Source organism: Umezawaea sp. (assembly GCF_036375055.1).
Classification (GTDB): Bacteria; Actinomycetota; Actinomycetes; order Mycobacteriales; family Pseudonocardiaceae; genus Umezawaea.
The window spans coordinates 35,128-58,006 of record NZ_DASUSQ010000115.1 but is presented as its reverse complement, the minus strand read 5'-3'; the positions used below and the strand labels follow the sequence as shown (position 1 = coordinate 58,006).

Below are 22,879 nucleotides of genomic sequence, written 5' to 3'. Positions count from 1 at the left end.
CAGCGAGCTGGACTTCGTGCCGATCGACGGTGCGAGGGCCACCGCCTCGCTCGGCACGGGCGCGGAGTTCGCGGTGGACGACGACGCCTCGACCCGCTGGTCCAGCGAGGCCGCCCAGGCGCCGGGCCAGTACGTGCAGGTGGATCTGGGTGCACGCGAGCACTTCCGCCGGGTCGCCGTCGACAGCGGCGGCAACCTCGGCGACTACGCGCGCGGCTGGCGGCTCGCGGTCAGCGACGACGGGGTCCGCTGGAGGACGGTGGCCGAGGGTGTCGGCGACGGCCAGCTGACCACCGTCGACCTGCCCCGCACACGGGCCCGCCACCTGCGGATCACCGCCACGGCCCAGGCCGGGAACTGGTGGAACGTCAGCGACGTGCGCCTGTACGGCTGATCGCCGGTGTTTCGCCGCGTCCTCGCAGGTGAGGACGCCTCTATCACTCGTTCGAGTAAATCTCCATCAGTGGGTGTAGACATTCATGCTCGGGAGTGGGTAGTCTCTTCCTCGTCGAGAAGAGAAAGTCAGTCGGCGCGGGAGATGACGAACTGCCCGCGGGTGTACCGCAAGACGGTCAGGTGTGCCGGGGCCGATCAGTGGAAGGGGTTCCGGCAGGTGACCGGAAGCGGTCGGTGAGGTGATGCCGGCATGTGCATGAGGACCGGTGCCGACCGCGACGTGAGAGCACGACAATCGGAATTCAGAGGAGAAGGGAAGGGTCGCACACCATCGGATCGCCTGCTTTCGGCTGCACTCGGCCGGGCGGGTACCGCGGTTCCATCGGATTGGAAGGTGGTCTTCGGTTACGCACAAGCGATCCCCGCAGTCTCCGCCCCCAGGGCGGACCACGCGGACAGAGGAAACCGATCTCACGGTCGGCTAGGTGGAAGTGAACCCTACAACCCCGGGGCCCCGGCGCTGCTGCGCCGGGGCCCCTCGTGATGCGGAGGCGCGATGAACCCAGAACACGACCACGAGGAGCAGGCTGTCCCGCCGCGCAACTCGGCGGAGAAGTTCGACGACGACCACTACCCCGCCTACACCATGGGCAGGGCGGCGGCGATGCTCAACACCACGGCCGCGTTCCTGCGCGGCCTCGACGAGGCGAAGCTCATCGAGCCCGAGCGCTCCAGCGGCGGGCACCGGCGCTACTCGCGCTACCAGCTCCGCCTGGCCGCTCGCGTGCGCGAGCTGGTCGACCAGGGCACCGCCCTGGACGCCGCGTGCCGCATCGTCACCCTGGAGGACCAGCTCCAGGAAGCGCGGGACGCCAACAAGAACGCGCAACACCCGCCGGGCGAGCCGTACCCGCCGCTGCGGGGCGTGTAGGCGGAGCACCACCGAGGACGAGGGCAGATCAACACGGAGGCTGGGAACCGACGACTCCGTGTTGATCCGACCACGGTTCCCGCACCTCGGGGGTCACCGCGGCCGCACTGCCGGACCGCCGCACCACCGCGTTCGCGCAGGCCGGGATCCGAGACCGGGCCCGCGTCACCGTGCTCACCGCGTCCACGCGGGTCAGGTGCCCAGGTCGGACCGGTCCCTGAGTTGCCTGCGGGACGTGATGCCGAGCTTGCGAAAGATGTTGCGCAGGTGGGCGTCCACGGTGCGGGGGCTGAGGAAGAGGCGGGCGGCGACCTCGTTGGACGTCGCCCCGGTGGCGACCAGCCGGGCGATGGAGACCTCCTGCATGGTGAGCTGGTCGACCGTGTGCCCCGACCGGCCGCGGGCCCTCTCGCCGGTGGCGCGCAGCTCGTCGGCGGCCCGCCGGGCGAACCCCTCGATCCCGGCCGAGGTCAGCAGGTCGTGGGCGGTGCGCAGGTGCGTGCGGCAGTCACGCCTGCGGCCCGCGCGCCGCAGCCACTCCCCGTACACCAGGTGCGCCCTGGCCCGGTAGGGGAGCATCGGGGACTCCTCCAGGTGCTCGACGGCCTCCCGGTAGTGGTCCTCGACGCCGGTCACCAGACCCCGCGCGCAGGCCGCGATCCCCAGGCCCGAGGCGGTTCCGCTCGCGCGCGTGCGCTCGGTCAGCGACTCCAGGGCCTCGGCCGCGGCGGCGGGCTCGCCGCACCGGACGGCCGCCTCCACCAGTTCCGGCAGGGCGATCCCGGTGAGGAACAGGTCGCCGTGCGCGGTGGCGCGCCTGGCCGCGGCCAGCGCGGCCGGGTAGTCGGCGGAACCGTTGTGCAGCACGGCCGCCGCCCAGTCGACGTTGGCGATCAGCTGCCCGATGCCGCGCCCCTCCGCCGTGGCGCTCTCGAACAGCTCCAGCGCTTCCCGCGCGCGTCCGCGCATCGCGGCCAGCTGCAACCGGTGGTAGAACACCGGCGGCGCGCCCCCGGCGTCGGCGATGGCCTCCTCCTCGGCTATCGCGGCCATCGCCCGGCCGAAGTCGCCGGTGAGGGCGGCGCCGGACGCCACCTGCGCGAGGCCGAGGCGCAGCAGGAGCGGCGACCCGGACTCGCGGCCGGTCTTCACCAGCCACTCGACGACCGCCGCGTGGGCGTGCGGGTCCCACAGTTCGGCCGCGACCATGACGGCGAGCGCGGGCCGTCTGGTCCACATCGGACTCTCCCCGTCGTCGAGCTGGGCGCGCAGCAGGGGAGCGGCGGCCCGGTGGCCCTCGGTGGCGAGCAGGCTCAGCGCGTCCAGGACGTCGGGGGTGCGCGGTTCCCGTGCCGCCGACCGCGCGGCGGCCAGGACCGCGTCGAGCACGCCACCCGCCCGACCCACGAGCAGCGCCATCTCCAGCGCGTCGAGGAAGCAGTCGCGCGACCGGTCCGGGTCGAGCGCCGCGAGCCGGTCCGCGGCGCGCAGCATGAACGCCGGGCCGTTGCCGTCGTCGCGCCGCACGAAGGCGATCCGCCCCCGCAGCAGGTCGACCTCCGCCTCCCCGAACCCGTCCAGCGAGGCGGTGCCGACGGTCGTGAGGAGGTCGGCCGCCGCGTCGGTGGCGCCCGCGTCGAGCTTGGCCCGCACCGCCGCGAACGTCCGCTCCACCCGCGCGGCGGGGGTCTGCGACAACGCCGCCGCGCGTTCCAGGAAGGCCGCGGCGGCCACCACGCCGCCGCGGGCCAGGGCACGGGACGCGGACCGCTCCAGCTCGGCGGCCACGTCGTCGTCCGGCCCGGTGCACGCCTGGGCGCGGTGCCAGGCCCGCCGGTCCGGATCGGTGACCGGGTCGGTGACCTCGGCCAGCACCCGGTGCGCCCCGCGGCGCTGGTCGGTGTCCGCGGCCCGGTAGACCGCCGACCTCGCCAGGGGGTGGCAGAAGCGGACGCGGGTGGCGAACTCGACCAGCCCGGTCGCGTCCGCCGCGGCGGACGCCTCGTCGACGTCGACGTCCAGCAGCCGCGCGGCGGCCCACAGCAGGCCTGGGTCGCCGGTCGGGTCGGCGCTCGCGACGGTCAGCAGCAGCCGTGCGGAGGCGGGCAGGCAGGCCAGCCTGGCCTGGAAGCCGCGTTCGACCCTGGTCGGCACCGACGCCGTGTCCGGTGGCGCGAAACCACCGGCCCTCGGCAGTTCCAGCAGTGCCAACGGGTTCCCGCGCGCCTCGGCCAGCACCCGGTCGCGCACCTGCTCGTCGAGCGGCACGTGGCTCCCGGCCGCCAGCAGCGTCCGCGCGTCGGCGTCCTCCAGCCCGGCCACCACCAGACCCGGCAGGTCGTCCAGCTCACCGGCCGGGCAGGGCACCCGGACCGCGAGCACCAGTGCGACCGGTTCGGCCGCCACGCGCCGGGCGAGGAAGGCCAACGCCTTCGACGACGCCGAGTCCAGCCACTGGGCGTCGTCGACCACGCACAGCACCGGGCGCCCTCGGGCCGCGGTCGTCAGCAGCTCCAACGTCGCCAGACCGATGCGGAACAGGTCGGGCGCGCCGGTGGCGAGTCCGAACGCGACCCGGAGCGCCTCGCCGTGCCGGTCGGGCAGGTCGTCGAGGTGCTCCAGGACCGGCACGCACAACTGGTGCAGGGCGGCGAACGGCAGCTCGGACTCGAACTCCGACCCGGAGACGTGGATGACCCGGAACCCGGAGGTCCCGCGGGCGTGCTCCAGCAGCGCGGTCTTGCCGATGCCCGCCTCGCCCCGCAGCACCAGCACCCCACCGCGGCCCTCGCGCGCGGCGCCGGTCAGCTCGTCCACGCGACCGACCTCGGCACGCCTGCCGACGAGGGGGCCGGGTGGGTGAACCAACGTCCGCATGGCCAGTACGGTAGCGAGCCCCCGTCACACGGGCGTGCGACCCGTGGAACACGGCGAACCCACGCCGGCGTGAGCGCCGATCACCAGCCGGCGTCCGCCAGCGCCCCCGACAGCCGAGGGGCGATCACGTCGGTGCTCGCCAGTGCCCCGATGTGGTCGAGGCCGTCGAACTCGATCAGCTCGAACCCGGCCCGCCGCAACGGTTCCGCGTGGGCGCGGACGCGGCGGGCGATGGCGCTGCCGCCGACCACGTCGTGCATCCGGCAGTCCGGTTCGCCGTCGCGCGAGCCGTACCAGAGGACCTTCGGGCCGGGCAGCGCCGTCAGCGCGGCGGTGTCGTCGCGCTCGGTCCAGTCCTGGTAGAGCAGCACGCCCGCGTGGTGCTCCGCCGCCTTCTCCGGCAGGCCCGCCTGCCGCAGCGCCCCGCGCGCGCCCTCCACGTAGCCGAGCCAGTAGTCGTAGCCCGCGAGGAGCGGGAAGCCGCCGATCAGCAGTCCGGTGGCGCGGTCGCTCGCGGCGACCAGGAAACCGGCCAGCGCCGCCATGCCCGAGTACCCGGCGAGCACGAAGGTGTCCACGCCCGCCGCGTCGGCGACGGTGTGCAGGTCGTCGACCTCCATGTCGAGGGGGTAGCGGGTCAGCGCGGTCGGGTTCCACGGACCGCCCGCGTCCTCCTCGGGCTCCAGCACGCCGACCACCTGGCGCGGTTTGTACCGCACGACCCGGCGGCCGTCGGCGGCCAGCGCGTCGCCCAGCGCCGCCTGCTCGGCGCGGAACCTCGCGGGGAACACCACGGCGGGCCCGTCACCCGTCGCCTCGTACCAGAGCCGGTACCCGTCACTCGTGACAGCGGTCGCCAACGTCGCCTCCGGGGGAGTGGGGAACGATCACCGTAGTGGGTCGCCCGCCCGCCGTGCGGAAGGCCCCGTGACGCGTCAGCCGGCCTCCTTGCCGGCCATGGTGAACGCCCCGGCCTCCAGCCGTCGGACCAGCCCGCGCGTCCACTCGGCGCGGGTCAGGTCGTCGACGAGGCCCACCGCCGCCGCGAGGAGGTCGAGCCGGGGGCGCGGTGCGGAGCAGCGCTCCCGTTCCTCCGGCCGCCGTGCTCACCCACCACAGGGCGCCGAACGCGGCGAAGCCCCCGTGCCGCTGCCGTCGTGCTGCGCCGCGACCTCCACCACCCACAGCCGGACGTGCGCCGGTTCGACCGGGAAGCCCGGCACCGGCCGCCGTCCGGGACGGAGTCGGCGAAGAACAGCGCGCCGTCGCGATGCGCGCCTCGGCGTGGGCCGGGCCCGCCCCACCACCGCGGAGGGCGCCAGGGTCGACCTGCGTCGGTTCGCTCCTCGAACAACCAGGCGGACGCGGCTGGTCAGCAGGGCGGTCGGTAGTCGACCCCCGGGAAGTAGGTGCGCCACTCCTGCTCGGTCAGGGGCTCGTCGACCGCCTGGCACACCCACCCGGCGGCGTCGTCCACGTCGACCTGCTCCAGCGGCACGTCCGGGATCCGCCACAGCACGGCGGAGTCGTCGTCGCTGCCCGACACGAGCGCGCGCCCGTCGGAGGTGAACGCCAGCGACACCACGGCCTCGGTGTGCGCGTCCAGCGTGGCGAGGTGCCGGGCGCCGGGCGAGGCGGTCCACAGCCGGACGGTCTTGTCCTCGGCGCCGGTGGCGACGGTGCGGCCGTCGGGGCTGAACACGGCCGACCGCACGATCCCGTCGTGCCCGCGCAGCACCGCCAGCTCGCTCCCGGTCGCGGTGCTCCACAGCCTGGACACGCGGTCCTGCCCGGCGGACAGCAGCATCGTGCCGTCGGGGCTGAACGCCACCGCCGTCGCGGGTGCCCCGTGGCCTGCGAGCACCCGCCCGGCACCGGACCCGGTGACGTCCCACAGCACGACGGTGTGGTCGAACGAGGCCGTCGCGAGCGTGCGTCCGTCCGGGCTGAAGGCCGCCGCCACGACGCCGTCCGCGTGCCCGGTCAACGTCGTCAGCTCACGGGGCAGCCGGGGGTCGGCGACGTCCCACAGCTTGACCGTGCGGTCGGTGCTCGCGGTCGCCGCGGTCCGGCCGTCGGGGCTGAACGCCACCGAGTTCACGTCGTCGGTGTGCGTGCCGAGGGTGCCGAGCCGCACGGGCGCGGCGGGGTCGGTGGTGTCCCACAGCGCGGCCGTGCCGTCCCAGCTCGCCGTCGCCACGACCCGGCCGCCCGGCTGGACGGCCACCCCGTTGACGGTGTCCGCGTGCCCGGTCAGCGTCCCGACCTCGACCGGGTGGCCGCGGTCGGCGAGGTCCCACAGCCGCGCGGTCCGGTCGTGCCCCGCGGTCACCAGCAGGCGGTCGTCCGAGCTGACCGCGACCGAGTCGAGGTTGGCGCCGTGCGCGGCGAGCCGCCGGTCCGGGTAGGGGAACGCCGCGATCAGGCTCGCCCGCGCCTCGTCGGTGGGAGCCAGCCGGTACGCGGCCAGGCTGAGCTGGGCCGCCAGCGCGGGGGCCCGCACGCGCATGTTCACGGCCTTCGCGGCGGCGATCTCCGACAGGGCGTGGTCGCGCTGCCGCCGGGCGGACTGCTGCGTGCTGACGGCGTAGGCCGTGGCGGTGACCGCCAGCAGGAACAGGACGCTGAGCAGGGCGACGGCCTGCTTCTGCTGCTGCGCGCGCCTCCTGGCCCGCTCGGTCTCCGCCGCCTCCTCGGCCAGGCTCGCGTCCAGCAGCCGCCGTTCCCGCGCGCTGAGCGCGGTCGGGTGCCGCTCCGCCCACTCCCGCGCGAGGGTGAGGCGCGTGCCCCGGTAGAGCGCGCTGGCGTCACCGCCGAGCGCCTCCCAGGCGTCGGTGGCGCGGGTCAGCTCCCGGTGCAGCCGCAGCCCCTCGCTCTCCTCGGCGATCCAGTCGCGCAGCCTCGGCCACGCCCGCACCAGGGCCTCGTGGGAGATCTCCACGTTGTCCCGGTCCAGCGTGACGAGTCGGGCGTCGGCGAGCAGGTCCAGCACGGCGCGGACGTCCGGGTCGTCGTCCAGCTCGGCGCGGGTGGTGCGGCGCTTGGTGTGCTCGGTGCCGTCGCCGGGCGCGATCAGCCGCAGCACGAGGTTCCTGGCGACGACCCGCTGCCGCCGCGTCAGCCGCGCGAACAGCGACTCGGCCGTCTGCGCGAGCGCGCCGTCGATGCCACCCGCGGCCCGGAAACCCGCCAGCGTCAGCGTGTTCCCCTCGCGGCGCAGCCAGGTCTCCAGCAGCGCGTGCGACAGCAGGGGCAGCACGCCGTGCTGCCCCTGCGCCTGGGCGACGAGTTCGGACAGCAGCTCGGTCTCCACCGCGTAGCCCGCGCGGACGGCGGGCCGCACGATCGCCTCCCGCAGCTCGTCCGTCGTCATCGGCCCGAGCGTGACCTGGCCCCGCGCCATCGCCTCCACCAGGGCCGCGGACGTCGTGCAGTGGGCGTAGAAGTCCGCGCGCACCCCGAGGACCACCCGGCAGTCACCGCGCGCGGCGGTGAGCAGCGCGTCGATGAACGCCTCCCGCTCCGCGACGTCGTGGCACAGCGCGAAGACCTCCTCGAACTGGTCCACGACGACCACCGGCTCGCTCCCGGCGGGCGCCACCCGCCGGATGTGCTCGGCCACCGCGAACCGGTCGTCCAGCGGGGGGACCGGCGCGCCCGCGAGCCTGCCGAGCTGTATCGCGCACTCCTCCAGCGGGTGCTCGCCGGGGGTGAACAGCAGCACCGGACCGGTCAGCCGCGGCACGAGACCCGCCCGCAGCAGCGACGACTTGCCCGCGCCGGACGCCCCGAACAGCACGACCACGCGCTGGTCGGACAGGCGGGCCACCAGCTCCCGCACCTGGCGGTCCCGGCCGAAGAAGCGGTCGACGTCGGTGGGCTGCAACGCGTTCAGCCCGACGTACGGGCGCTCGGCGTCGGAGGTCGGCGGCGGCTCCCGCTCGCCCACGACGTCGTGCCACCGGGCCCGCCACTCCTCGATCGGGCCGCCGCACGCCCGCACGTAGGCGAGCGTCACCTCCAGGCTCGGCATCCGCCTGCCCGCCGCGGCCTGCGACAGCACGGCGGTCGAGTAGTGCGCGCGCCTGCTCAGCTCCCGGTAGGTCGGTCTGCCCGCCTCGTCCCGCAACGACCTCAGGTCGTGCGCGAACCTCAGCAGGGCGCTGTCGCCCACGTCGAGCGGCCGTTCTCTCCTCGGCATCCCCCACACCCCGCCCCCGATTCTCCCGGCTCGGCGCGGTCGCGGTCCAGGAGTCGGCGAAAAATCCGTCCGCCGAGGGGAACGACGTCACCCCAGCAGGTCCCGCGCGCGGCGACGGGCCTCGTGCAGCGGCGCGGTGCCCCGGCTCGCGGCGGCGACCAGGACCTCGCCGAGCCGCCGCCCGGTGTCGCGCACCAGGAGGTCGGCCTCCTCCGGTGTCGCCCCGTGCAGCTCGCGGGCGACGGCGGAGACGATCCCGCCCGCGCTGACCACGGTGTCGGGAGCCCAGCACACGCCGCGGTCGTGCAGCAGGTCGGCGGTCGGGTCCGCGTCGAGCTGGTTGTTCGCGGGGCCGACGACCGCCCGGCACCGCAGGGTGGGCACGGTGGCGGGCGTCAGGATCCCGCCGACGGCGCAGGGGACCACGACGTCGACGTCGGCGGACAGCGCCTCGCCCGGCTCGGTCCACGTCGCCCCCCACCGGTCGGCGGGCGCCCGCCGGGACGGGTCGACGTCGGTGGCGGTCAGCCGGGCGCCCGCCGCGGCCAGGTGCTCGCCGACCAGCGTGCCGACGTGGCCGAGCCCGAGCAGCGAGAAGCTCAGCGACCCCAGCGGCCTGCCGCCCAGGACGTGGTGCCGCACCGCCTCGATCGAGGCGATCACCCCGGCGGCGGTGGGGCCGGACGAGTCGCCGCTGCCGCCCGCCGACACCGGTCGGCACAGCGCCCGCGTGGTGCCCCGGCCGATCGTGGTCATGTCCTCGGGGGACGACCCGACGTCCGGGCCGGTGTGGTAGCCGCCGTCGAAGGTCTCGACCAGGTCGGCGACGTCGGCGAGCAGGTCGGCGCGGCGCGGGCCGGTGAACTCCGCCGCGGTCGCGGGGTCGAGCGCCACGACCGTCTTCCCGCCGCCGTGCGCGAGCCCGGCCAGCGCCGCCTTCTCGGTCATCGCCGCCGACAGCCGCAGCGCGTCGGCCAGCCCGTCCTGCCAGGTCGGGTAGGCCCGGACCCGGCAGCCGCCGATGGCGGGCCCGAGCCGGGTCGAGTCGATGGCGACGACGACCACCTGCCCGGTGCGGGCGCCCCGGACGATCCGCACCTCCTCCGGCGGCCGGGTCGCGACCGCGGTCGGGGTGTGGTCGAGGTTCAGGGTCATGCGTGCCTCCCGGTCGGAAGTTCGAGGTTCTGGGATAACTTTGGTCCGGGTGAACCGGTGGTGGCACGTGGACCGAACGTCGTTCGGTGGAGCAGGGGAGTGGACCGGCGTGGACGAACTTGATTCGGCGATCCTGCGCGAACTCCAGGCCGATGCTCGGCTCACCAACCGGGAGTTGGCGAGCAGGCTCGGGCTGGCGCCGTCGACCTGCCTGGTGCGCACGCGGGCGCTGCGGGAGCGGGGCGTGCTGACCGGCTTCCACGCGCAGGTCGACCTGGCCAAGATCGGCCGGGGCGTCCAGGCGCTGATCGCGTTCACGATCCGGCCGCTGGGCCGCGACGTCATCCGCGGGTTCGAGACCTTCGCGCTCGCGCAGCCGGAGGTGCTGGCCGTCTTCGTGCTCGGCGGCAGCGACGACTTCCTGGTGCACGTCGCGATCCCCACGATCAGCGACATGCACGCGCTGCTGATGGACCGCTTCAGCAAGCGCAAGGAGGTCGTCGGGTTCCGCACCTCGATCATCTACGAGCACCGCAGGCGGCTCTCGATCGATCCGGCCGAGCCGGACGGGGTGCCCGGCGGGGTATGACGAAGACCACCGACCAAGTTGGTCGGTAAACCGACCAACTTGGTCCGTCAGCTCGTACCGTGGTGGGCATGACCCGTCCGTTCCGGCAGCAGGTCGACGAGAGCATCCTCGACCAGGCCGCCGCGCTGTTCGCCCGCCGAGGAGTCGCCAAGACCTCCCTCCAGGAGGTCGCCGACGCCGTCGGGCTGTCGAAGACCGGCCTGCTGCACCACTTCCCGAGCAAGGACGCGCTGCGCGAGGCGGTGGTCGCCCAGGCGAACTCGCTGGGGCAGCGGGTGCTCGACCAGGTGCGCGACCTGCCCGTCGGCGTCGACCGCGACCGCACCGCCCTGGAGGTCCTGGTCGACGTCGCGTTCGCGCACCCCGGCATGGTCGCCATGCTCCTGATCCCCGTCGCGCGCGGCGGGGACGACGTGGTCGTGCCGGGGCCCACCGACGGCGGCGTCGGGGGAGCCGCGTTCGACGCGTTCGGCGTCGACCCCGTGATCCCCGCGTCCGAGCGCGCCGTCCGGGTGGCGGGCGCGCTGGCCGCGCTGGCGGTCCTGAGCCTCGCGGCGCACCACGACGACCAGATCTCCACCTGGCGACCCCACATCGTCGCCACCTGCTTCGACGCGCTCGGCCACGGCCGCGTCGCCCGTTCCGGCTCCGACCAGGTTGAGGACTGATCACCCATGGCTCGCTTCTTGTCCCGGATCGGTGCGTTCGCGCACCGGCACCGGTTGTCCGTGATCGCCGTCTGGCTGGTCGTCCTCTTCGGCGCGGGAGCGGGAGCGGTCACCCTGGCGGGCGAGACCTCCAACTCGTTCTCCATCCCCGGCCAGGAGTCGACCACCGCACTGGAGCGGATCGGCCAGGAGTTCGGCACCAGCGGAGCCCAGGCCAAGGTCGTGGTGCGGGCCCCCGAGGGGCAGACGCTGACCACGCCGGAGAACGCCAAGGCGCTCGGCGACCTGGTCGCCGACCTCGCGGGCCTGCCCGGCGTGAAGGCCGCCAGCAACCCGCTCGACCCCACCGCGCCGACGGTCAACGCCCAGCAGGACACCGCCTACAGCACGGTCACCTACTCGGCCGCCGTCGGCGAGGTCACCGCCGAGGACCAGAGCGCGCTGCTCGCCGCCGTCGAGGACGCCCGGAGCAGCGGGTTCACCGTCGAGGCCACCGGTGAGGCCACCCAGGCGCCGTTCCACCTCGGCGGCATCGCCGAGGCCCTCGGCGTCGTCGTCGCCCTGATGATCCTGGTCATCACCTACGGCTCGCTGATCGCCGCGGGCATGAACCTGCTGACCGCGCTCGTGGGCGTGGGCATCGGCGTCCTGGGCGTCACCATCGCCACCGGGTTCGCCGACCTGTCGTCGACCACCCCGCTGCTGGCGGGCATGCTCGGCCTCGCCGTGGGCATCGACTACGCCCTGTTCATCATCACCCGGTTCCGCCACGAGCTGCGCCGCGGCAGCGACGTGCCGACCGCCATCGCCACGGCCGTGGGCACCGCGGGCTCGGCCGTGGTCACCGCCGGTCTGACCGTCGTCATCGCCCTGACCGGCCTGGTCGTGGTCGGCATCCCGTTCCTGACCCAGATGGGCGTGGCCGCCGCCGCGACCATCGTCGTCGCCGTCCTGGTCGCGATCACCCTGGTCCCGGCAGCGCTCGGGCTCCTCGGGCACCGCGTGCTGCCGCGCAAGCAGCGCGGGGTGGTCGTCTCCGACGACGTGGACCTCACCGGCGACAGCGGGTTCCTGGCCCGCTGGAGCACGGCGGTCACCCGCCAGCGCGTCCTGTCGCTCGTCCTCGCGGTGGCGGCGCTCGGCGTGATCGCCATCCCGTTCGCCTCGATGCACACCACCCTGGTGCAGCGGCCCGCCTCCGACAGCACCCAGGCGCGGGCCGACCAGGTGCTGTCCGACGGCTTCGGCGCCGGGTTCAACGGGCCGATCATCGTGCTGTTCGACGGCGACGGCGCTCCCGCGGCGGCCGAGAAGGCCGGTGCCGCGATCGGCGCGCTCGACGACGTGGCCCTCGTGACCCCGCCGACCCCCAACGCCGACGGCAGCGCGGCCCTCGTCACGGTCATCCCGGAGTCCGGACCCACGACCGAGGCCACCGAGCAGCTCGTGGAGGACCTGCGCGCGCTGCCCGCCGCCACCGAGGGTCCCGGCTACGCCGTCACCGGAGCCACGGCGGTCAGCGTCGACGTCGCGCAGAGCCTCGACGAGGCGCTGCCGATCTACCTGGCCCTGGTGGTCGGCCTGGCCCTGGCGCTGCTGGTGCTCGTCTTCCGCTCGCTGCTCGTGCCGCTCGTCGGCGTGCTCGGCTTCCTGCTGACCATCGGCGCCTCGCTCGGCGCCACGGTCGCGGTGTTCCAGTGGGGCTGGCTGGCCGACCTGGTCGCGCTCGACAGCACCGGACCGCTGATCAGCCTCACCCCGATCCTGGTGATCGGCATCCTGTTCGGCCTCGCGATGGACTACCAGATCTTCCTGGTGTCCCGGATGCACGAGGCCCACAGCCACGGCGCCGCGCCGCTGCGGGCCATCCGCACCGGCTTCCGCCAGGCGGCCCCGGTCGTCGTCGCGGCGGCGCTGATCATGTTCTCGGTGTTCGCGGGCTTCGTGCCCGCCGGCGACGCCACGCTGAAGTCGATCGCCTTCGCGCTCGCCGCGGGCATCCTGTTCGACGCCTTCGTCGTCCGCATGGTGCTCGTCCCGGCCGCGCTCGCGCTGCTCGGCGAGCGCGCCTGGTGGCTGCCGAGCTGGCTGAACTGGCTCCCGGCGCTCGACGTCGAGGGCTCGGCGCTGACCGAGGAGGCCCCGGTGGCGCGGGAGAAGCAGGAGGTCGCGGTCGGCGAGCGGTGACCCGGCCCCGACGACGGCGAGCGGCCCCCGGTGCTCCGGCACCGGGGGCCGCTCGCGCGTCCGGTCAGGACGGTCGCGGCAGGACGCCGATCAGCAGGTCCAGCAGGTCCTCGGGCGTCGTGCCCCACTTGGCGGGGGACAGGTGGCCGCTCAGCTCCAACCCGGTGGCGCCGTGGACGCTCGTGAGCAGCAGCGCGGCGTACTGCCGGGCCGCGGCCGCGCCGACGACCGCGGTGACCAGGTCGAGGAAGTGGCCCTGGGCTCGCTCGGGCGCCCTGGCCACCGCCGCCGGATCGGCCGCGGGAACGGTGAACATGAGGCGGTGCAGGTGGGGGCGGGACCGGCCGATCGAGAGCAGCGCGAGCAGCGCCCTCCGCAGGGTCCGCTCCGGCGTGTCGCCGGAACCCGCGGTCAGGGTTTCGAGCTCGTCGGCGACGGCGTCCACGCCTCGGTCGCCACCGCCACCAGCAGGCTCTCCTTGTCGGCGAAGTGCCGGTAGGGAGCCGACCGGGAGACTCCCGCGTCGGCGCCGACCTCGCGCAGGGTGACCGCGTCCGTTCCGCCCTTGTCCAGCAGCGCGCCGGCCGCGTCGAGCAGCGCCCGTCGGGTGGTGGCGGCGGATTCGGCTCTGGTCACCATCCCGTCAGGGTAGTTGTCGGCCTCCGCCCCGCCGCTCGCTCGGCGGGCGTCACGCGGGCACCGGCGGCCGGAGGTGGGACCCGAGGTCGCGCGGCAGCACCCTGTCCAGCAGCCGGTCCGGCACCAGTCGGGCGAGTCGCACGAGGACGGCCGCGTCGCGCCCCACGGCGTAGCGGGCGCGCGGCCTCGTCGCGGTGACCGCGTCCGCGACGACCCGCGCCACCGCCGCCGCGGGCAGGCCCTTGGCGGTGAACGACTCCGCCAGGGTGACGACGGCGTCCACCAGGGTGTCGTAGCGCGCGTGCTGGGCCGGGGTCATGTCCGCGGCCGAGCGGTGCGCCGTGGCGATGCCGCGGCCGGACATCCCGGTGGCGACACCGCCGGGTTCGACCACGACGACCTCGACCCCGTGGGCGTTGACGGCGATCCCGGCGTTGTTCACCAGTGCCCGCAGCCCGAGCCCGTCGTGCGCCGCGCGCTCGGCGAGCGCGGCGAGGTGGGCCCGGTCGGTGATGTCGAGGATGAGGGGCTCGACGCGGTCGGACCGCAGCGCCGCCGCGTCCACCTCGCGCCGGACGCCCGCCAGGACGTGGAAGCCGCGGCGGGCCAGTTCCCGTGCCGTCGCCGCGCCGATCCCGGAGGACGCCCCGGTCACCACGGCCAGTTCGCCGCGCGGGGGCGCGACGCGTTCAGTTGACGTTGTCATCTCAAAACCGCAGCAGTTCGGATGACGCTGTCAACTCGAACACGGGTCAGCGGCGGCCCTCCCACAGGAGGCGCTCGTCGGCCCGGTCGTCGACCGTGGTCGCGGAGACGGTGTCGAAGCGCATCGCCACCCGGTGGTCGGGGCGGTAGGCGGGCCAGCCGGGGTCGCCGTTCGCGGCGAAGGAGACCCACGCGCCGTGCACGGCGTCGGCCAGCCCCTGCGGCGCGCGGCCGTCGGTGATGGCCGTGAGCGCCGGGTCGTCGAGGTTGTCGAAGACGAACGGGATCTCCAGGACGTGGCAGGCGCCCAGCGCGCCGCCGTAGGCGGGGGAGCGCCAGGCGAACTCGTACACGTGCGCCCGGCCGCGGTGGGCCTCGGCAAGGCGCAGCGCGGGGATCCGGTAGTACCAGTCGGTGATGATGGCGGACACCACCTCGCCGGGCGAGGCCCCCGGCCGGTTGGCGCGGTAGCGGCGGACCGCCGCGCCGGGGCGCAGCCCGTAGCGCAGCGCCACGAGGTGCGGGGCCAGCGCGTTCATCCGCGCGATGGCGCCGGTCGGCACGAGGAACAGTCGCGCCTCCTCGCTGTTCGTGCCGATCAGTACGTCGATGTCGGCGCTCGCGCCCTCGGCGACGGCGTCGATCGGCTTCACGGGCAGCACGTCGCCGTCCACCACCGGTTCGAACGGCATCAGGTTGCGCGCCACCTCGCCCCACAGACCCGTCCTCGGCTTGGCGGCGACCTCCTCGGCCACCCGCGCCTGGGCGGCCAGCAGCCGTTCGACGGGAACGCCCGCGACGGCCTCGCGGGTCGGGGCGACGCCGAGGATCGCCGCCAGCCGGGTGCCGACCAGCCGCGCCGCGCGCGGGGAGATGACGCTGTCGCCCGCGCCGGACTGGGCGATGGCGCGGTGGAACAGGCCCTTCGCGGCGGGCATCGCCATGAGGGAGCACACGCTCATGGCACCCGCGGACTCGCCGAAGACGGTGACGTTCCCCGGATCGCCGCCGAACCCGGCGATGTTGTCGCGGACCCACGCCAGCGCGGCCACCTGGTCCAGCAGGCCGAGGTTGGGCACGCCGTCGCCGAACCAGAGGAACCCGTCCGCGCCGAGCCGGTAGTTGAGGGTCACGAGCACGACGCCGTCACGGGCGAAGCGCGTGCCGTCGTAGGCGTGCAGCGAGCCGGAGCCGCTGGTGAACGAGCCGCCGTGGACGAAGACCATCACCGGTCGCGCGCCGGTGGTGCCCTGCGTCCACACGGAGAGGTTGAGGTGGTCGTCGCCGGGCGTGACCACGCTGGGCACGAGGTCGGCCAGCGGACCGAAGCCCTGGGCCTGCGGCGCGGTGGGCCCGAACCGGGTGGCGTCGCGCGGCTCCGCCCACGGCTCGGGCGGTCGCGGCGGCTGGAACCGGTTCGGCCCGACCGGCGGTGCGGCGTAGGGGATCCCCCGGAAGACCAGGACGTCGGACTCGGCGGTGCCGACGACGTCCCCGTGGCGGGTGGTGGCGGTGGGCTGGGTGGTCAACGGACCTCCGGTGGGGGCGGCGTCGAGGCCGCCGAGGAGCGGGTCGGGTCGCGGAGAGGTGTCCCCCCGCGCACGGCGGCGACCCTACGGGGGGCGTCGCCGTGCGCGGGGGGACACCCGCGGTGTCAGCCGGTCCGCTCGGTCGGCTCGTGCACGTCGTCCGCGCGCGGGTCCGCGTACAGCTCCTCCACGTCGGCCGCGTACTTGCGGTTGATGTTGCGGCGCTTGAGCTTCATCGTCGGCGTGATCTCGTCGCCGCCGGGCTCCCAGACCGCCGGGAGCACGCGGAACCGCTTGACCTGCTCCACGCGCGACAGCTTCGCGTTCGCCTCGGCGATCCCCGCGCGGATCGCCTCGACCACGACGGGGTGCCGCGACAGCGCCGCCGGGGAGGTGTCGGTGATGCCCGCCCCCGCCGCCACCGCGGCGGCCACGTCGGGTTCCAGCGCGACCAGCGCGGTGTTGTACGAGCGGGCCTCGCCGATGACCACGATCTCGCCCACCAGCGGGCAGGCGACCTTCACCGTGTTCTCGATGGCGGTCGGCGACATGTTCTTGCCGCCGGAGTTGATGATCAGCTCCTTCTTGCGGTCGACGATCGTGACGTACCCGTCGTCGTCCACGGTCACCACGTCACCCGTGCGCAGCCAGCCGTCCTCGGTGAACGCCTCGGCCGTGCGGGCCGGGTCGTCGCGGTAGCCGCGCATCACGACGGGGCCGCGCACCAGCAGTTCGCCGTCGTCGGCGACCTGGAGTTCCACACCGGGCACGGCGACGCCGACCGTGCCGACCTTCACCCTGGTCAGCGGGTTGTGGATGGCGGCGCCCGTCGTCTCGGACATGCCCCAGACCTCCACGATCGTCAGGCCCAGCGCCATGAAGAACTCCAGCGTGTCCGGAGCGATGGCGGCGGCGCCGGACATCGCCCACCGCATCCGGTCGAACCCGATCGCGGTGCGCAGGGGCGCCAGCACGGCCTGGTCGAGCGCCTGGAACTCGGCCTCCAGCGCCGGGTCGGGCTCCAGCCCGGTCTGCCGGGCGCGCACCCGCGCGAGCGCCACCTCGAACGCGCGCGACACGACCGCCGCCTGCTCGGCAGGCGCCGCCGCCAGCCGGGCCTCCAGCCCGAGCTTGATCTTCTGCCAGACCCTCGGGACGGCGAACCAGAACGTGGGCCTGCTGTCCGCGAGGGCCTCGGCGACCCGGCGGGCGTCGGTGATCGACGTGACCTCGGTCCCGCAGGTGATCTGGAGGTAGTGCGCCGACACCCGGTCGGCGATGTGCGCCGAGGGCAGGTAGGAGATCGTCCGGTCCCCCTGGCGGACGCCGAGTTCGTCGTCCACCGCCACGATCCCGGCCAGCACGTTGGCGTGCGTCAGCTCGACGCCCTTGGGGTCGCCGGTGGTGCCGGAGGTGTAGATCAGGGTCAGCACGTCGGAGCCCTCGACCGCGCGCCAGGTCGCGTCGAAGTCGAACCCGGCCACGTCCGCGGACTCCAGCTCGTCCAGCGCGAGGGTGCCCTCCGCCGGGCCGTCCACGACGACGACGTGGTCGAGGGGCACGCCCGCGGCGCGCACCTGGTCGAGGAACGGCGGCTCGCACACCAGCACCCGGCAGCCCGAGTGCCGCAGCAGGTAGGCGATCTGCTCCGGCGCCGACGTCTGGTAGATCGAGAACGGCACCAGGCCGAGGTGCAGGGCCGCGGTGTCGACCAGGTTGAACTCGGGGCGGTTGGTCAGCAGCAGCGCGAGCGTGTCGCCCCGGCGCAGGCCGAGGGAGTGCAGGCCGCCCGCGATCCGCCGCACCCGCTCGCCGTACTCGCGCCACGTCAGCTCCCGCTCGCCGCCGAGGGTGCGCAGCGCCACCGCGCCGGGATTGAGCGCCGCCGTGTGCTGGAACGCCTCGCAGAGCGTCGTGAACCGGCCCGTGGTGGTCATGGTCCTCCTCGACTTGATCGTTCGCCTCATCATGGCGGGAAACCCGATCGGCGCAGCAGGGGTGAGGTAGGCGCGATCTCGCCTACCTCACCCCCGGCCGGACCCGGTCGGCCGGACGGCGGAGCGGGGGGCCTGCTCGTCGCGCTCCTCGGACCGCACGTGCTCGTCGACGCGGACCCCGTACGGTGGAAGCCGTGAGCACCGCACCGCCGTCAACCGTCACCCTGGACGACCGGTTCGCCCGTGAACTACCGGAGATGAGCCTTCCCTGGCAGGCCGAGGAGGCTCCCGAGCCGCGCCTGCTCGTGCTCAACGAGCGGCTGGCGGCCGAGTTCGGCCTCGACACCGACTGGCTGCGCGGTCCGGACGGGGTGCGCCTGCTCGTGGGCAACCAGGTACCCGACGGCGCCACCCCGGTGGCGCAGGCCTACGCGGGCCACCAGTTCGGGAACTACTCGCCGCGCCTGGGCGACGGGCGCGCCCTGCTGCTCGGCGAACTCGTCCACGCCGACGGCCACCCCCGCGACCTGCACCTCAAGGGCTCCGGGCGCACGCCGTTCGCGCGCGGCGGCGACGGCCTGGCCGCGGTCGGCCCGATGCTGCGCGAGTACGTGGTCAGCGAGGCGCTGCACGCGCTCGGCATCCCGACGACCCGTTCACTGGCCGTGGTGGCGACCGGCCGCCCGGTGCGCCGCGAGACCGTGCTGCCGGGGGCCGTGCTCGCGCGGACCGCGAGCAGCCACCTGCGCGTCGGCAGCTTCCAGTACGCGCGGGCCACCGACGACGTCGACCTGCTGCGCAGGCTCGCCGACCACGCCGTCGCCCGCCACCACCCCGCCGCCGCGGACGCGGACCGTCCGCACCTCGCGCTGTTCGAGGCGGTCGTCGCGGCCCAGGCGTCGCTGGTGGCGAGGTGGATGCTCGTGGGCTTCGTGCACGGGGTCATGAACACCGACAACACGACGATCTCCGGCGAGACCATCGACTACGGGCCGTGCGCGTTCCTGGAGGCCTACGACCCGGCCACCGTGTTCAGCTCGATCGACCACGGCGGGCGCTACGCCTACGGCAACCAGCCCGGTGTGGCCCAGTGGAACCTCGCCCGCCTCGCCGAGGCGCTGCTCCCGCTGTTCTCCGACGACCAGGAGCAGGCGGTGGCCCTGGCGCTCGACGTGCTCGGCACGTTCCGCGAGCGGTACGAGAGCGCCTGGTCGGCCGGGATGCGCGCCAAGCTCGGCCTGCCCGGCGGCGTGGACGCCGCGGCGCTGGTCGACGACCTGCTCGCGCTGCTGCGGGAGAACCACGTCGACCACACGTCGTTCTACCGCGGGCTGGGCGCCGCCGCGCGCGGCGACGTCGAACGGGTGCGCGGGGTGTTCCTCGACCTCGCCGGGATCGACGCGTGGCTGGCCCGCTGGCGGGCGCTGGCCCCGGACGCCGACGCGATGGACCGGGTCAACCCCGTCTACGTCCCGCGCAACCACCTCGTCGAGGAGGCCCTCTCCGCCGCCACCGAGGGTGACCAGGAGCCGCTCGAACGGCTGCTGGAGGCGGTCACCGCGCCCTACGGCGAACGCCCCGGCCTGGAGCGCTACGCGGCCCCGGCCCCGGAGGACTTCGCCACGACGTACCGGACGTTCTGCGGCACCTGAGCCCCGTGCTCACGCGGCGGTCGTGACCTTGCCGATCGCCGACCCCGCCTGGTCGGACGGCGCGTCGAGCGCCCGGCGCGCACCGCGGCGACCGCCGTGCCGGAGCCACTGGGCGCCCACCGCCAGCGCGGCCGCCAGGCACGCCCCGCCCACCCCGCCCAGCCACCACGTCGACCAGAGCACGGCCACCACCGCGTTGACGACGCCGCAGACCAGCAGCGTCCCCAACGCGAAGGACAGGACTACCTCAACGCGAGCGCAACGCATCACCACAGCCCTTCCGTCGCTGGTCTGGTCTCTATCGACGGCACCGCCCGACTGGTTACAGCGTTCTGGACCAGGTGACCGGGCTCGCACCACCCCCACTGGTTGAGCGGTCGCTCAAATCGGCCTATCCTCACGTTTGAGCAGTCGCTCAACCGAGGGGGAGCGCATGGGCGGGCGCAGTGCGGTCGTGGTGGGCGGCGGGATCGGCGGACTGGCCGCGGCGGTGGCGCTGCACCGGACCGGGTGGGACGTCGTGGTGCTCGAACGGGCGGAGGAGTTCACCGAGGTCGGCGCGGGGCTGTCGCTGTGGCCCAACGCGATGCGGGCGCTCGTCGCGCTCGGCCTGGCCGACCGGGTGCGCGCGATCGGCGCGGTGGAGGCGGCGGGCGGCGTGCGCGACCGCACCGGGCGCTGGCTGTCCCGGCTGGACAACGCCGTGATCGCGCGGCGCCACGGCTGGCCGCTCCTCGTGGTGCACCGCGCCGACCTGGTGCGCGTGCTGGTCGAGGCCCTGCCGCCGTCGGTGCCGCACCCGGCCGCCGAGGTGCGCGCCGTGCGCGCGGACGGTGACGCCGCCGTCGTCGAGCACCGCGGCGGGACCGTCCGGGCGGACCTGGTGGTCGGCGCGGACGGCCTGCGCAGCGCGGTGCGGCGGTCGTGCTGGCCGGAGGCGCGCGAGCCCGGCTACAGCGGGTGCACGGCGTGGCGGACGATCACCGACCCGCTGCCCGACCCGCGCCCCGACGGCGCCGTGCTGTGGGGGCGCGGCGAGCGGTTCGGGTACACGGCGCTGCCGGGCGGGCGGTTCTACTGCTTCGCGGCGGCCGTGGTGCCCGAGGGTGGTGCGGACGAGCCCGGTGCCGTGGCGCGCCGCTTCGCGGACTGGCCGCACCCGGTGCCCGCGCTGCTGGCCGCGATGCCCGAGGACCGGCTGTTGCGCCACGACGTGCACGACCTGCCGCCGCTGTCGACGTTCGTGCGCGGTCGGGTGGTGCTGCTCGGCGACGCGGCGCACGCGATGGACCCGATGCTGGGCCAGGGCGCGTGCCAGGCGCTGGAGGACGCGGTGACGCTCGCCGACCGCCTCGCCGCGACCCCGGACGTCGACGCGGCACTGGCCGCCTACGACGCCGAACGCCGTCCGAGGACCCAGGCCGTGGTCCGCCGCTCGGCCCGGCTGGCGGCGGTCACCCGCTGGACGTGGCCGCCCGCCGTGGCGGCCCGCGACCTGGCCGCGCGGCTGGTCCCCGCCGCACTGACCCTGCGCGCGATGGCACCGGTCCTCGACTGGACACCGCCCCGCTCGGCGGAGGGGGTGGGTCTCTAGTGGCCGGTCGTCGCGTGCGGACCTCGGTGCTGGTCGGCCGGTCGGCTCGGCCTGGGCTCGCGGGGCGTGGTCGTCGCGGAACGACCCGGCCTGGGCTCGCCGGGCGTGGTCGTCGCGGCGCGGCGTCGCGGGTTCGGTGCGGTGTCGCGTCTTCGGGCGGGTTCGGTGCGGATGTCGTTCGGCTCGCGGGGCGTGGTCGTCGCGGAACGTCCCCGCAGGCGGCCGTGGCCCCGCGGACCTCGCCGGAAAGGAACGGCTAGTGCCCGACTGGACCTACCAGCCGTTGCGCGGGATCGCCGCCGCGCTGCTCGGCGCACGGCGGTCGCGGCGGGTCGCGCTGCGGACGTTGGCCGCCGTCGGCTCGCTGCCCGGCGGTGGACGGCTGATCGCCAGGGGGTTCGGGCACCGGCACCCGCCCGCGCGCCTGGCCGGGTCGGTCGCCGGGGTGCCGGTGCGCAGCAGGCTCGGCGCGGTGGTGCCGCCCAGCGCGGCGCGGGACGCCGTGCGGGCGCTGCCGCCGCTGGGCGCGGGGCTGGTCGAGGTGGCGCCGGTCGGTCCGGCGGACGTCCCCGCGGTCGTCGAGGCCGCGCGCGGGCGGCGGGTCCCGGTCGTCGTGCGCGCGGTCGGGCCGGACGCGGCGGCCGTCGTGGCCGCGCTGGCACCGCACGTCGACGCCGTCCTGACCGGACCGGCTCCGAACCTGCTCCACGTGACGAACCCCGGCGTGGAGGCCGCCGTCGACGCGCTCGCCGACCCGGCCGCGGTGGTGCTGGCCACGCCGTCGGTGCTGGTGGCGGCCGGACCCGGCTGGTTCGCCAGGGTGGTGGAGGCGGCGACCCCCACCGATCCCGCGCCCCCGCCGCGCGGCCAGGGGTTCGACCCCCGGCGGTGGCCCGCGTGGTGGTGGGGCCTGCTGGTCGGCCTCGGGATGGTCGGCGCGGGCCTGGGCGCCGCCGTGATCACGCTCGGGCCGGTGCTGCTCTGGTACGACCGCGCGTTCCTCGGCGCAGGCGTGGACGAGCTGCACGCGGTCAACCACCACCTGGTCGGCTTCCTCCAGCACGACCGGATCACCATGGCGGGCACGATGGTCGCGATCGGCGTGCTCTACGTCGGCCTCGCCGTCGGCGGTGTGCGGCGGGGCTGGCCGTGGGCGCGCGAGGCCTACCTGGCGTCCGGGTGGATCGGTTTCCCCACGCTGCTGTACTTCCTGGGCTTCGGGTTCGTGGAACCGCTGCACACCGCGGTCGCCGTCGTGCTGTTCCCGATGTTCCTGGTCGCCGTCCACCGCGCACCGGACAGGCCGCGCTGGACGATCGGGGAGGAGGGCCCCGAACGCGAGCGCCGCCGCGCGCTGGTGGGCCAACTCCTGATGGTGTGCACGGGGATCGGGCTGTTCACCGGCGGCGCGGTGGTGTCGGTGGTGGGGCTCACCGACGTGTTCGTCGCCAGCGACCTGGAGTTCCTCGGGACCGGTCCGGAGGAGCTGGCCGCCGCCAACCCGCGGCTGCTGTCGTTCATCGCGCACGACCGGGCCGGGTTCGGCGGCGCGCTGATGGCCGCCGCCGCGGCGATCACGCTGCTGAGCGCGTGGGGGTGGCGCCGGGGCGAGGCGTGGGTCTGGTGGTCGCTCGCGCTCGCCGCGGTCGCGGGGTTCCTGCCCGCGGTCGTCGTGCACGGCTCGGTCCACTACCACGACACCGGCCACCTGGCGCCGGTCTACGTCGGGATCGGCCTCACCGCGACCGCCCTCGCCCTCGCCCGCCCGTTCCTGTGCGCGCGCCCGGAACGGGTCCGCCGACCCGCGCGCCTACCGTGA

18 protein-coding genes are annotated in these 22,879 nt (G+C 75.0%); 8 read left to right on the top strand and 10 right to left on the bottom strand.

All coding sequences use genetic code 11. The features are described from left to right. Both VFZ92_RS29695 and VFZ92_RS29690 read left to right on the top strand, forming a co-directional pair. On the top strand, window positions 1-394 hold a 394-nt coding region (locus VFZ92_RS29695), incomplete at its 5' end, for a discoidin domain-containing protein (protein ID WP_330879373.1). A 558-nt stretch (window positions 395-952) separates the two neighbouring features. Further along, window positions 953-1,327, top strand: coding sequence for a helix-turn-helix domain-containing protein (locus tag VFZ92_RS29690; RefSeq protein WP_330879372.1), 375 nt, complete (start codon window positions 953-955; stop codon window positions 1,325-1,327). Between the two features lie 192 nt (window positions 1,328-1,519). Here VFZ92_RS29690 and VFZ92_RS29685 read toward each other — a convergent pair whose 3' ends face one another. The 4 genes from VFZ92_RS29685 to VFZ92_RS29670 form a co-directional block, all read right to left on the bottom strand. After that, complete coding sequence (locus VFZ92_RS29685) at window positions 1,520-4,204, bottom strand: ATP-binding protein (RefSeq protein ID WP_330879371.1); 2,685 nt, start codon at window positions 4,202-4,204, stop codon at window positions 1,520-1,522. A gap of 80 nt (window positions 4,205-4,284) precedes the next feature. Continuing rightward, the gene (locus tag VFZ92_RS29680) at window positions 4,285-5,064 is read right to left on the bottom strand and encodes a hypothetical protein (protein WP_330879370.1); all 780 of its coding nucleotides are present in this window, start codon (window positions 5,062-5,064) and stop codon (window positions 4,285-4,287) included. Between the two features lie 512 nt (window positions 5,065-5,576). After that, complete coding sequence (locus VFZ92_RS29675) at window positions 5,577-8,405, bottom strand: hypothetical protein (RefSeq protein WP_330879369.1); 2,829 nt, start codon at window positions 8,403-8,405, stop codon at window positions 5,577-5,579. Window positions 8,406-8,492: 87 nt separating this feature from the next. Continuing rightward, window positions 8,493-9,560 carry a Glu/Leu/Phe/Val dehydrogenase dimerization domain-containing protein gene (locus VFZ92_RS29670; RefSeq protein ID WP_330879368.1) on the bottom strand — a complete coding sequence of 356 codons (1,068 nt, stop codon included), beginning with the start codon at window positions 9,558-9,560 and terminating at the stop codon, window positions 8,493-8,495. 109 nt (window positions 9,561-9,669) lie between these two features. On the opposite strand from VFZ92_RS29670, the gene VFZ92_RS29665 reads away from it, so the two are divergent. The 3 genes from VFZ92_RS29665 to VFZ92_RS29655 all read left to right on the top strand — a co-directional run bounded on the left by VFZ92_RS29665 (window position 9,670) and on the right by VFZ92_RS29655 (window position 13,004). Next, entirely contained in the window at window positions 9,670-10,149 is a 480-nt protein-coding gene (locus VFZ92_RS29665; protein WP_330879367.1) for an Lrp/AsnC family transcriptional regulator, read from the top strand. A 68-nt stretch (window positions 10,150-10,217) separates the two neighbouring features. Further along, window positions 10,218-10,817, top strand: coding sequence for a helix-turn-helix domain-containing protein (locus tag VFZ92_RS29660; protein ID WP_330879366.1), 600 nt, complete (start codon window positions 10,218-10,220; stop codon window positions 10,815-10,817). Between the two features lie 6 nt (window positions 10,818-10,823). Beyond that, on the top strand, window positions 10,824-13,004 hold the full coding sequence (locus tag VFZ92_RS29655) for an MMPL family transporter (protein WP_330879365.1): 2,181 nt from the start codon (window positions 10,824-10,826) through the stop codon (window positions 13,002-13,004). Window positions 13,005-13,068: 64 nt separating this feature from the next. On the opposite strand, the gene VFZ92_RS29650 is transcribed toward VFZ92_RS29655, so the two are convergent. The 5 genes from VFZ92_RS29650 to VFZ92_RS29630 all read right to left on the bottom strand — a co-directional run bounded on the left by VFZ92_RS29650 (window position 13,069) and on the right by VFZ92_RS29630 (window position 17,814). Next, entirely contained in the window at window positions 13,069-13,449 is a 381-nt protein-coding gene (locus VFZ92_RS29650) for a WHG domain-containing protein (RefSeq protein ID WP_330879364.1), read from the bottom strand. Next, on the bottom strand, window positions 13,416-13,643 hold the full coding sequence (locus tag VFZ92_RS29645) for a TetR/AcrR family transcriptional regulator (protein WP_330879363.1): 228 nt from the start codon (window positions 13,641-13,643) through the stop codon (window positions 13,416-13,418). Before VFZ92_RS29645 ends, VFZ92_RS29650 begins: the two co-directional genes overlap by 34 nt. A 49-nt stretch (window positions 13,644-13,692) precedes the next feature. Then, window positions 13,693-14,349, bottom strand: coding sequence for an SDR family oxidoreductase (locus tag VFZ92_RS29640; protein WP_330879362.1), 657 nt, complete (start codon window positions 14,347-14,349; stop codon window positions 13,693-13,695). A 46-nt stretch (window positions 14,350-14,395) separates the two neighbouring features. Beyond that, window positions 14,396-15,877 (bottom strand): carboxylesterase/lipase family protein, encoded by a 1,482-nt coding sequence (locus tag VFZ92_RS29635; RefSeq protein WP_330879361.1) that lies wholly within the window; start codon window positions 15,875-15,877, stop codon window positions 14,396-14,398. Window positions 15,878-16,002: 125 nt separating this feature from the next. Next, complete coding sequence (locus VFZ92_RS29630; protein WP_330879360.1) at window positions 16,003-17,814, bottom strand: AMP-binding protein; 1,812 nt, start codon at window positions 17,812-17,814, stop codon at window positions 16,003-16,005. Window positions 17,815-18,008: 194 nt separating this feature from the next. Here VFZ92_RS29630 and VFZ92_RS29625 point away from each other — a divergent pair, with 194 nt between their 5' ends. Continuing rightward, entirely contained in the window at window positions 18,009-19,466 is a 1,458-nt protein-coding gene (locus tag VFZ92_RS29625) for a protein adenylyltransferase SelO (protein WP_330879359.1), read from the top strand. Window positions 19,467-19,475: 9 nt separating this feature from the next. Here VFZ92_RS29625 and VFZ92_RS29620 read toward each other — a convergent pair whose 3' ends face one another. Further along, window positions 19,476-19,733 (bottom strand): hypothetical protein, encoded by a 258-nt coding sequence (locus VFZ92_RS29620; protein ID WP_330879358.1) that lies wholly within the window; start codon window positions 19,731-19,733, stop codon window positions 19,476-19,478. A gap of 166 nt (window positions 19,734-19,899) precedes the next feature. Between VFZ92_RS29620 and VFZ92_RS29615 the strand changes: the two genes are divergently transcribed. Together VFZ92_RS29615 and VFZ92_RS29610 are read left to right on the top strand one after the other, a co-directional pair. Beyond that, entirely contained in the window at window positions 19,900-21,060 is a 1,161-nt protein-coding gene (locus tag VFZ92_RS29615; protein WP_330879357.1) for an FAD-dependent monooxygenase, read from the top strand. 259 nt (window positions 21,061-21,319) lie between these two features. Beyond that, a complete protein-coding gene (locus tag VFZ92_RS29610) occupies window positions 21,320-22,879 on the top strand; it encodes a hypothetical protein (RefSeq protein ID WP_330879356.1) in 1,560 nt (519 codons plus the stop codon).

Excerpts from the sequence above, each read along its gene's own strand:
- VFZ92_RS29690 (WP_330879372.1), top strand. The coding sequence starts at position 953 with ATGAACCCAGAACACGACCACGAGGAGCAGGCTGTCCCGCCGCGCAAC.
- VFZ92_RS29660 (WP_330879366.1), top strand. The coding sequence starts at position 10,218 with ATGACCCGTCCGTTCCGGCAGCAGGTCGACGAGAGCATCCTCGACCAG.
- VFZ92_RS29630 (WP_330879360.1), bottom strand. The coding sequence starts at position 17,814 with ATGACCACCACGGGCCGGTTCACGACGCTCTGCGAGGCGTTCCAGCAC.
- VFZ92_RS29685 (WP_330879371.1), bottom strand. The coding sequence starts at position 4,204 with ATGCGGACGTTGGTTCACCCACCCGGCCCCCTCGTCGGCAGGCGTGCC.
- VFZ92_RS29670 (WP_330879368.1), bottom strand. The coding sequence starts at position 9,560 with ATGACCCTGAACCTCGACCACACCCCGACCGCGGTCGCGACCCGGCCG.
- VFZ92_RS29645 (WP_330879363.1), bottom strand. The coding sequence starts at position 13,643 with ATGGTGACCAGAGCCGAATCCGCCGCCACCACCCGACGGGCGCTGCTC.
- VFZ92_RS29640 (WP_330879362.1), bottom strand. The coding sequence starts at position 14,349 with ATGACAACGTCAACTGAACGCGTCGCGCCCCCGCGCGGCGAACTGGCC.
- VFZ92_RS29675 (WP_330879369.1), bottom strand. The coding sequence starts at position 8,405 with ATGCCGAGGAGAGAACGGCCGCTCGACGTGGGCGACAGCGCCCTGCTG.
- VFZ92_RS29615 (WP_330879357.1), top strand. The coding sequence starts at position 19,900 with ATGGGCGGGCGCAGTGCGGTCGTGGTGGGCGGCGGGATCGGCGGACTG.
- VFZ92_RS29655 (WP_330879365.1), top strand. The coding sequence starts at position 10,824 with ATGGCTCGCTTCTTGTCCCGGATCGGTGCGTTCGCGCACCGGCACCGG.
- VFZ92_RS29620 (WP_330879358.1), bottom strand. The coding sequence starts at position 19,733 with ATGCGTTGCGCTCGCGTTGAGGTAGTCCTGTCCTTCGCGTTGGGGACG.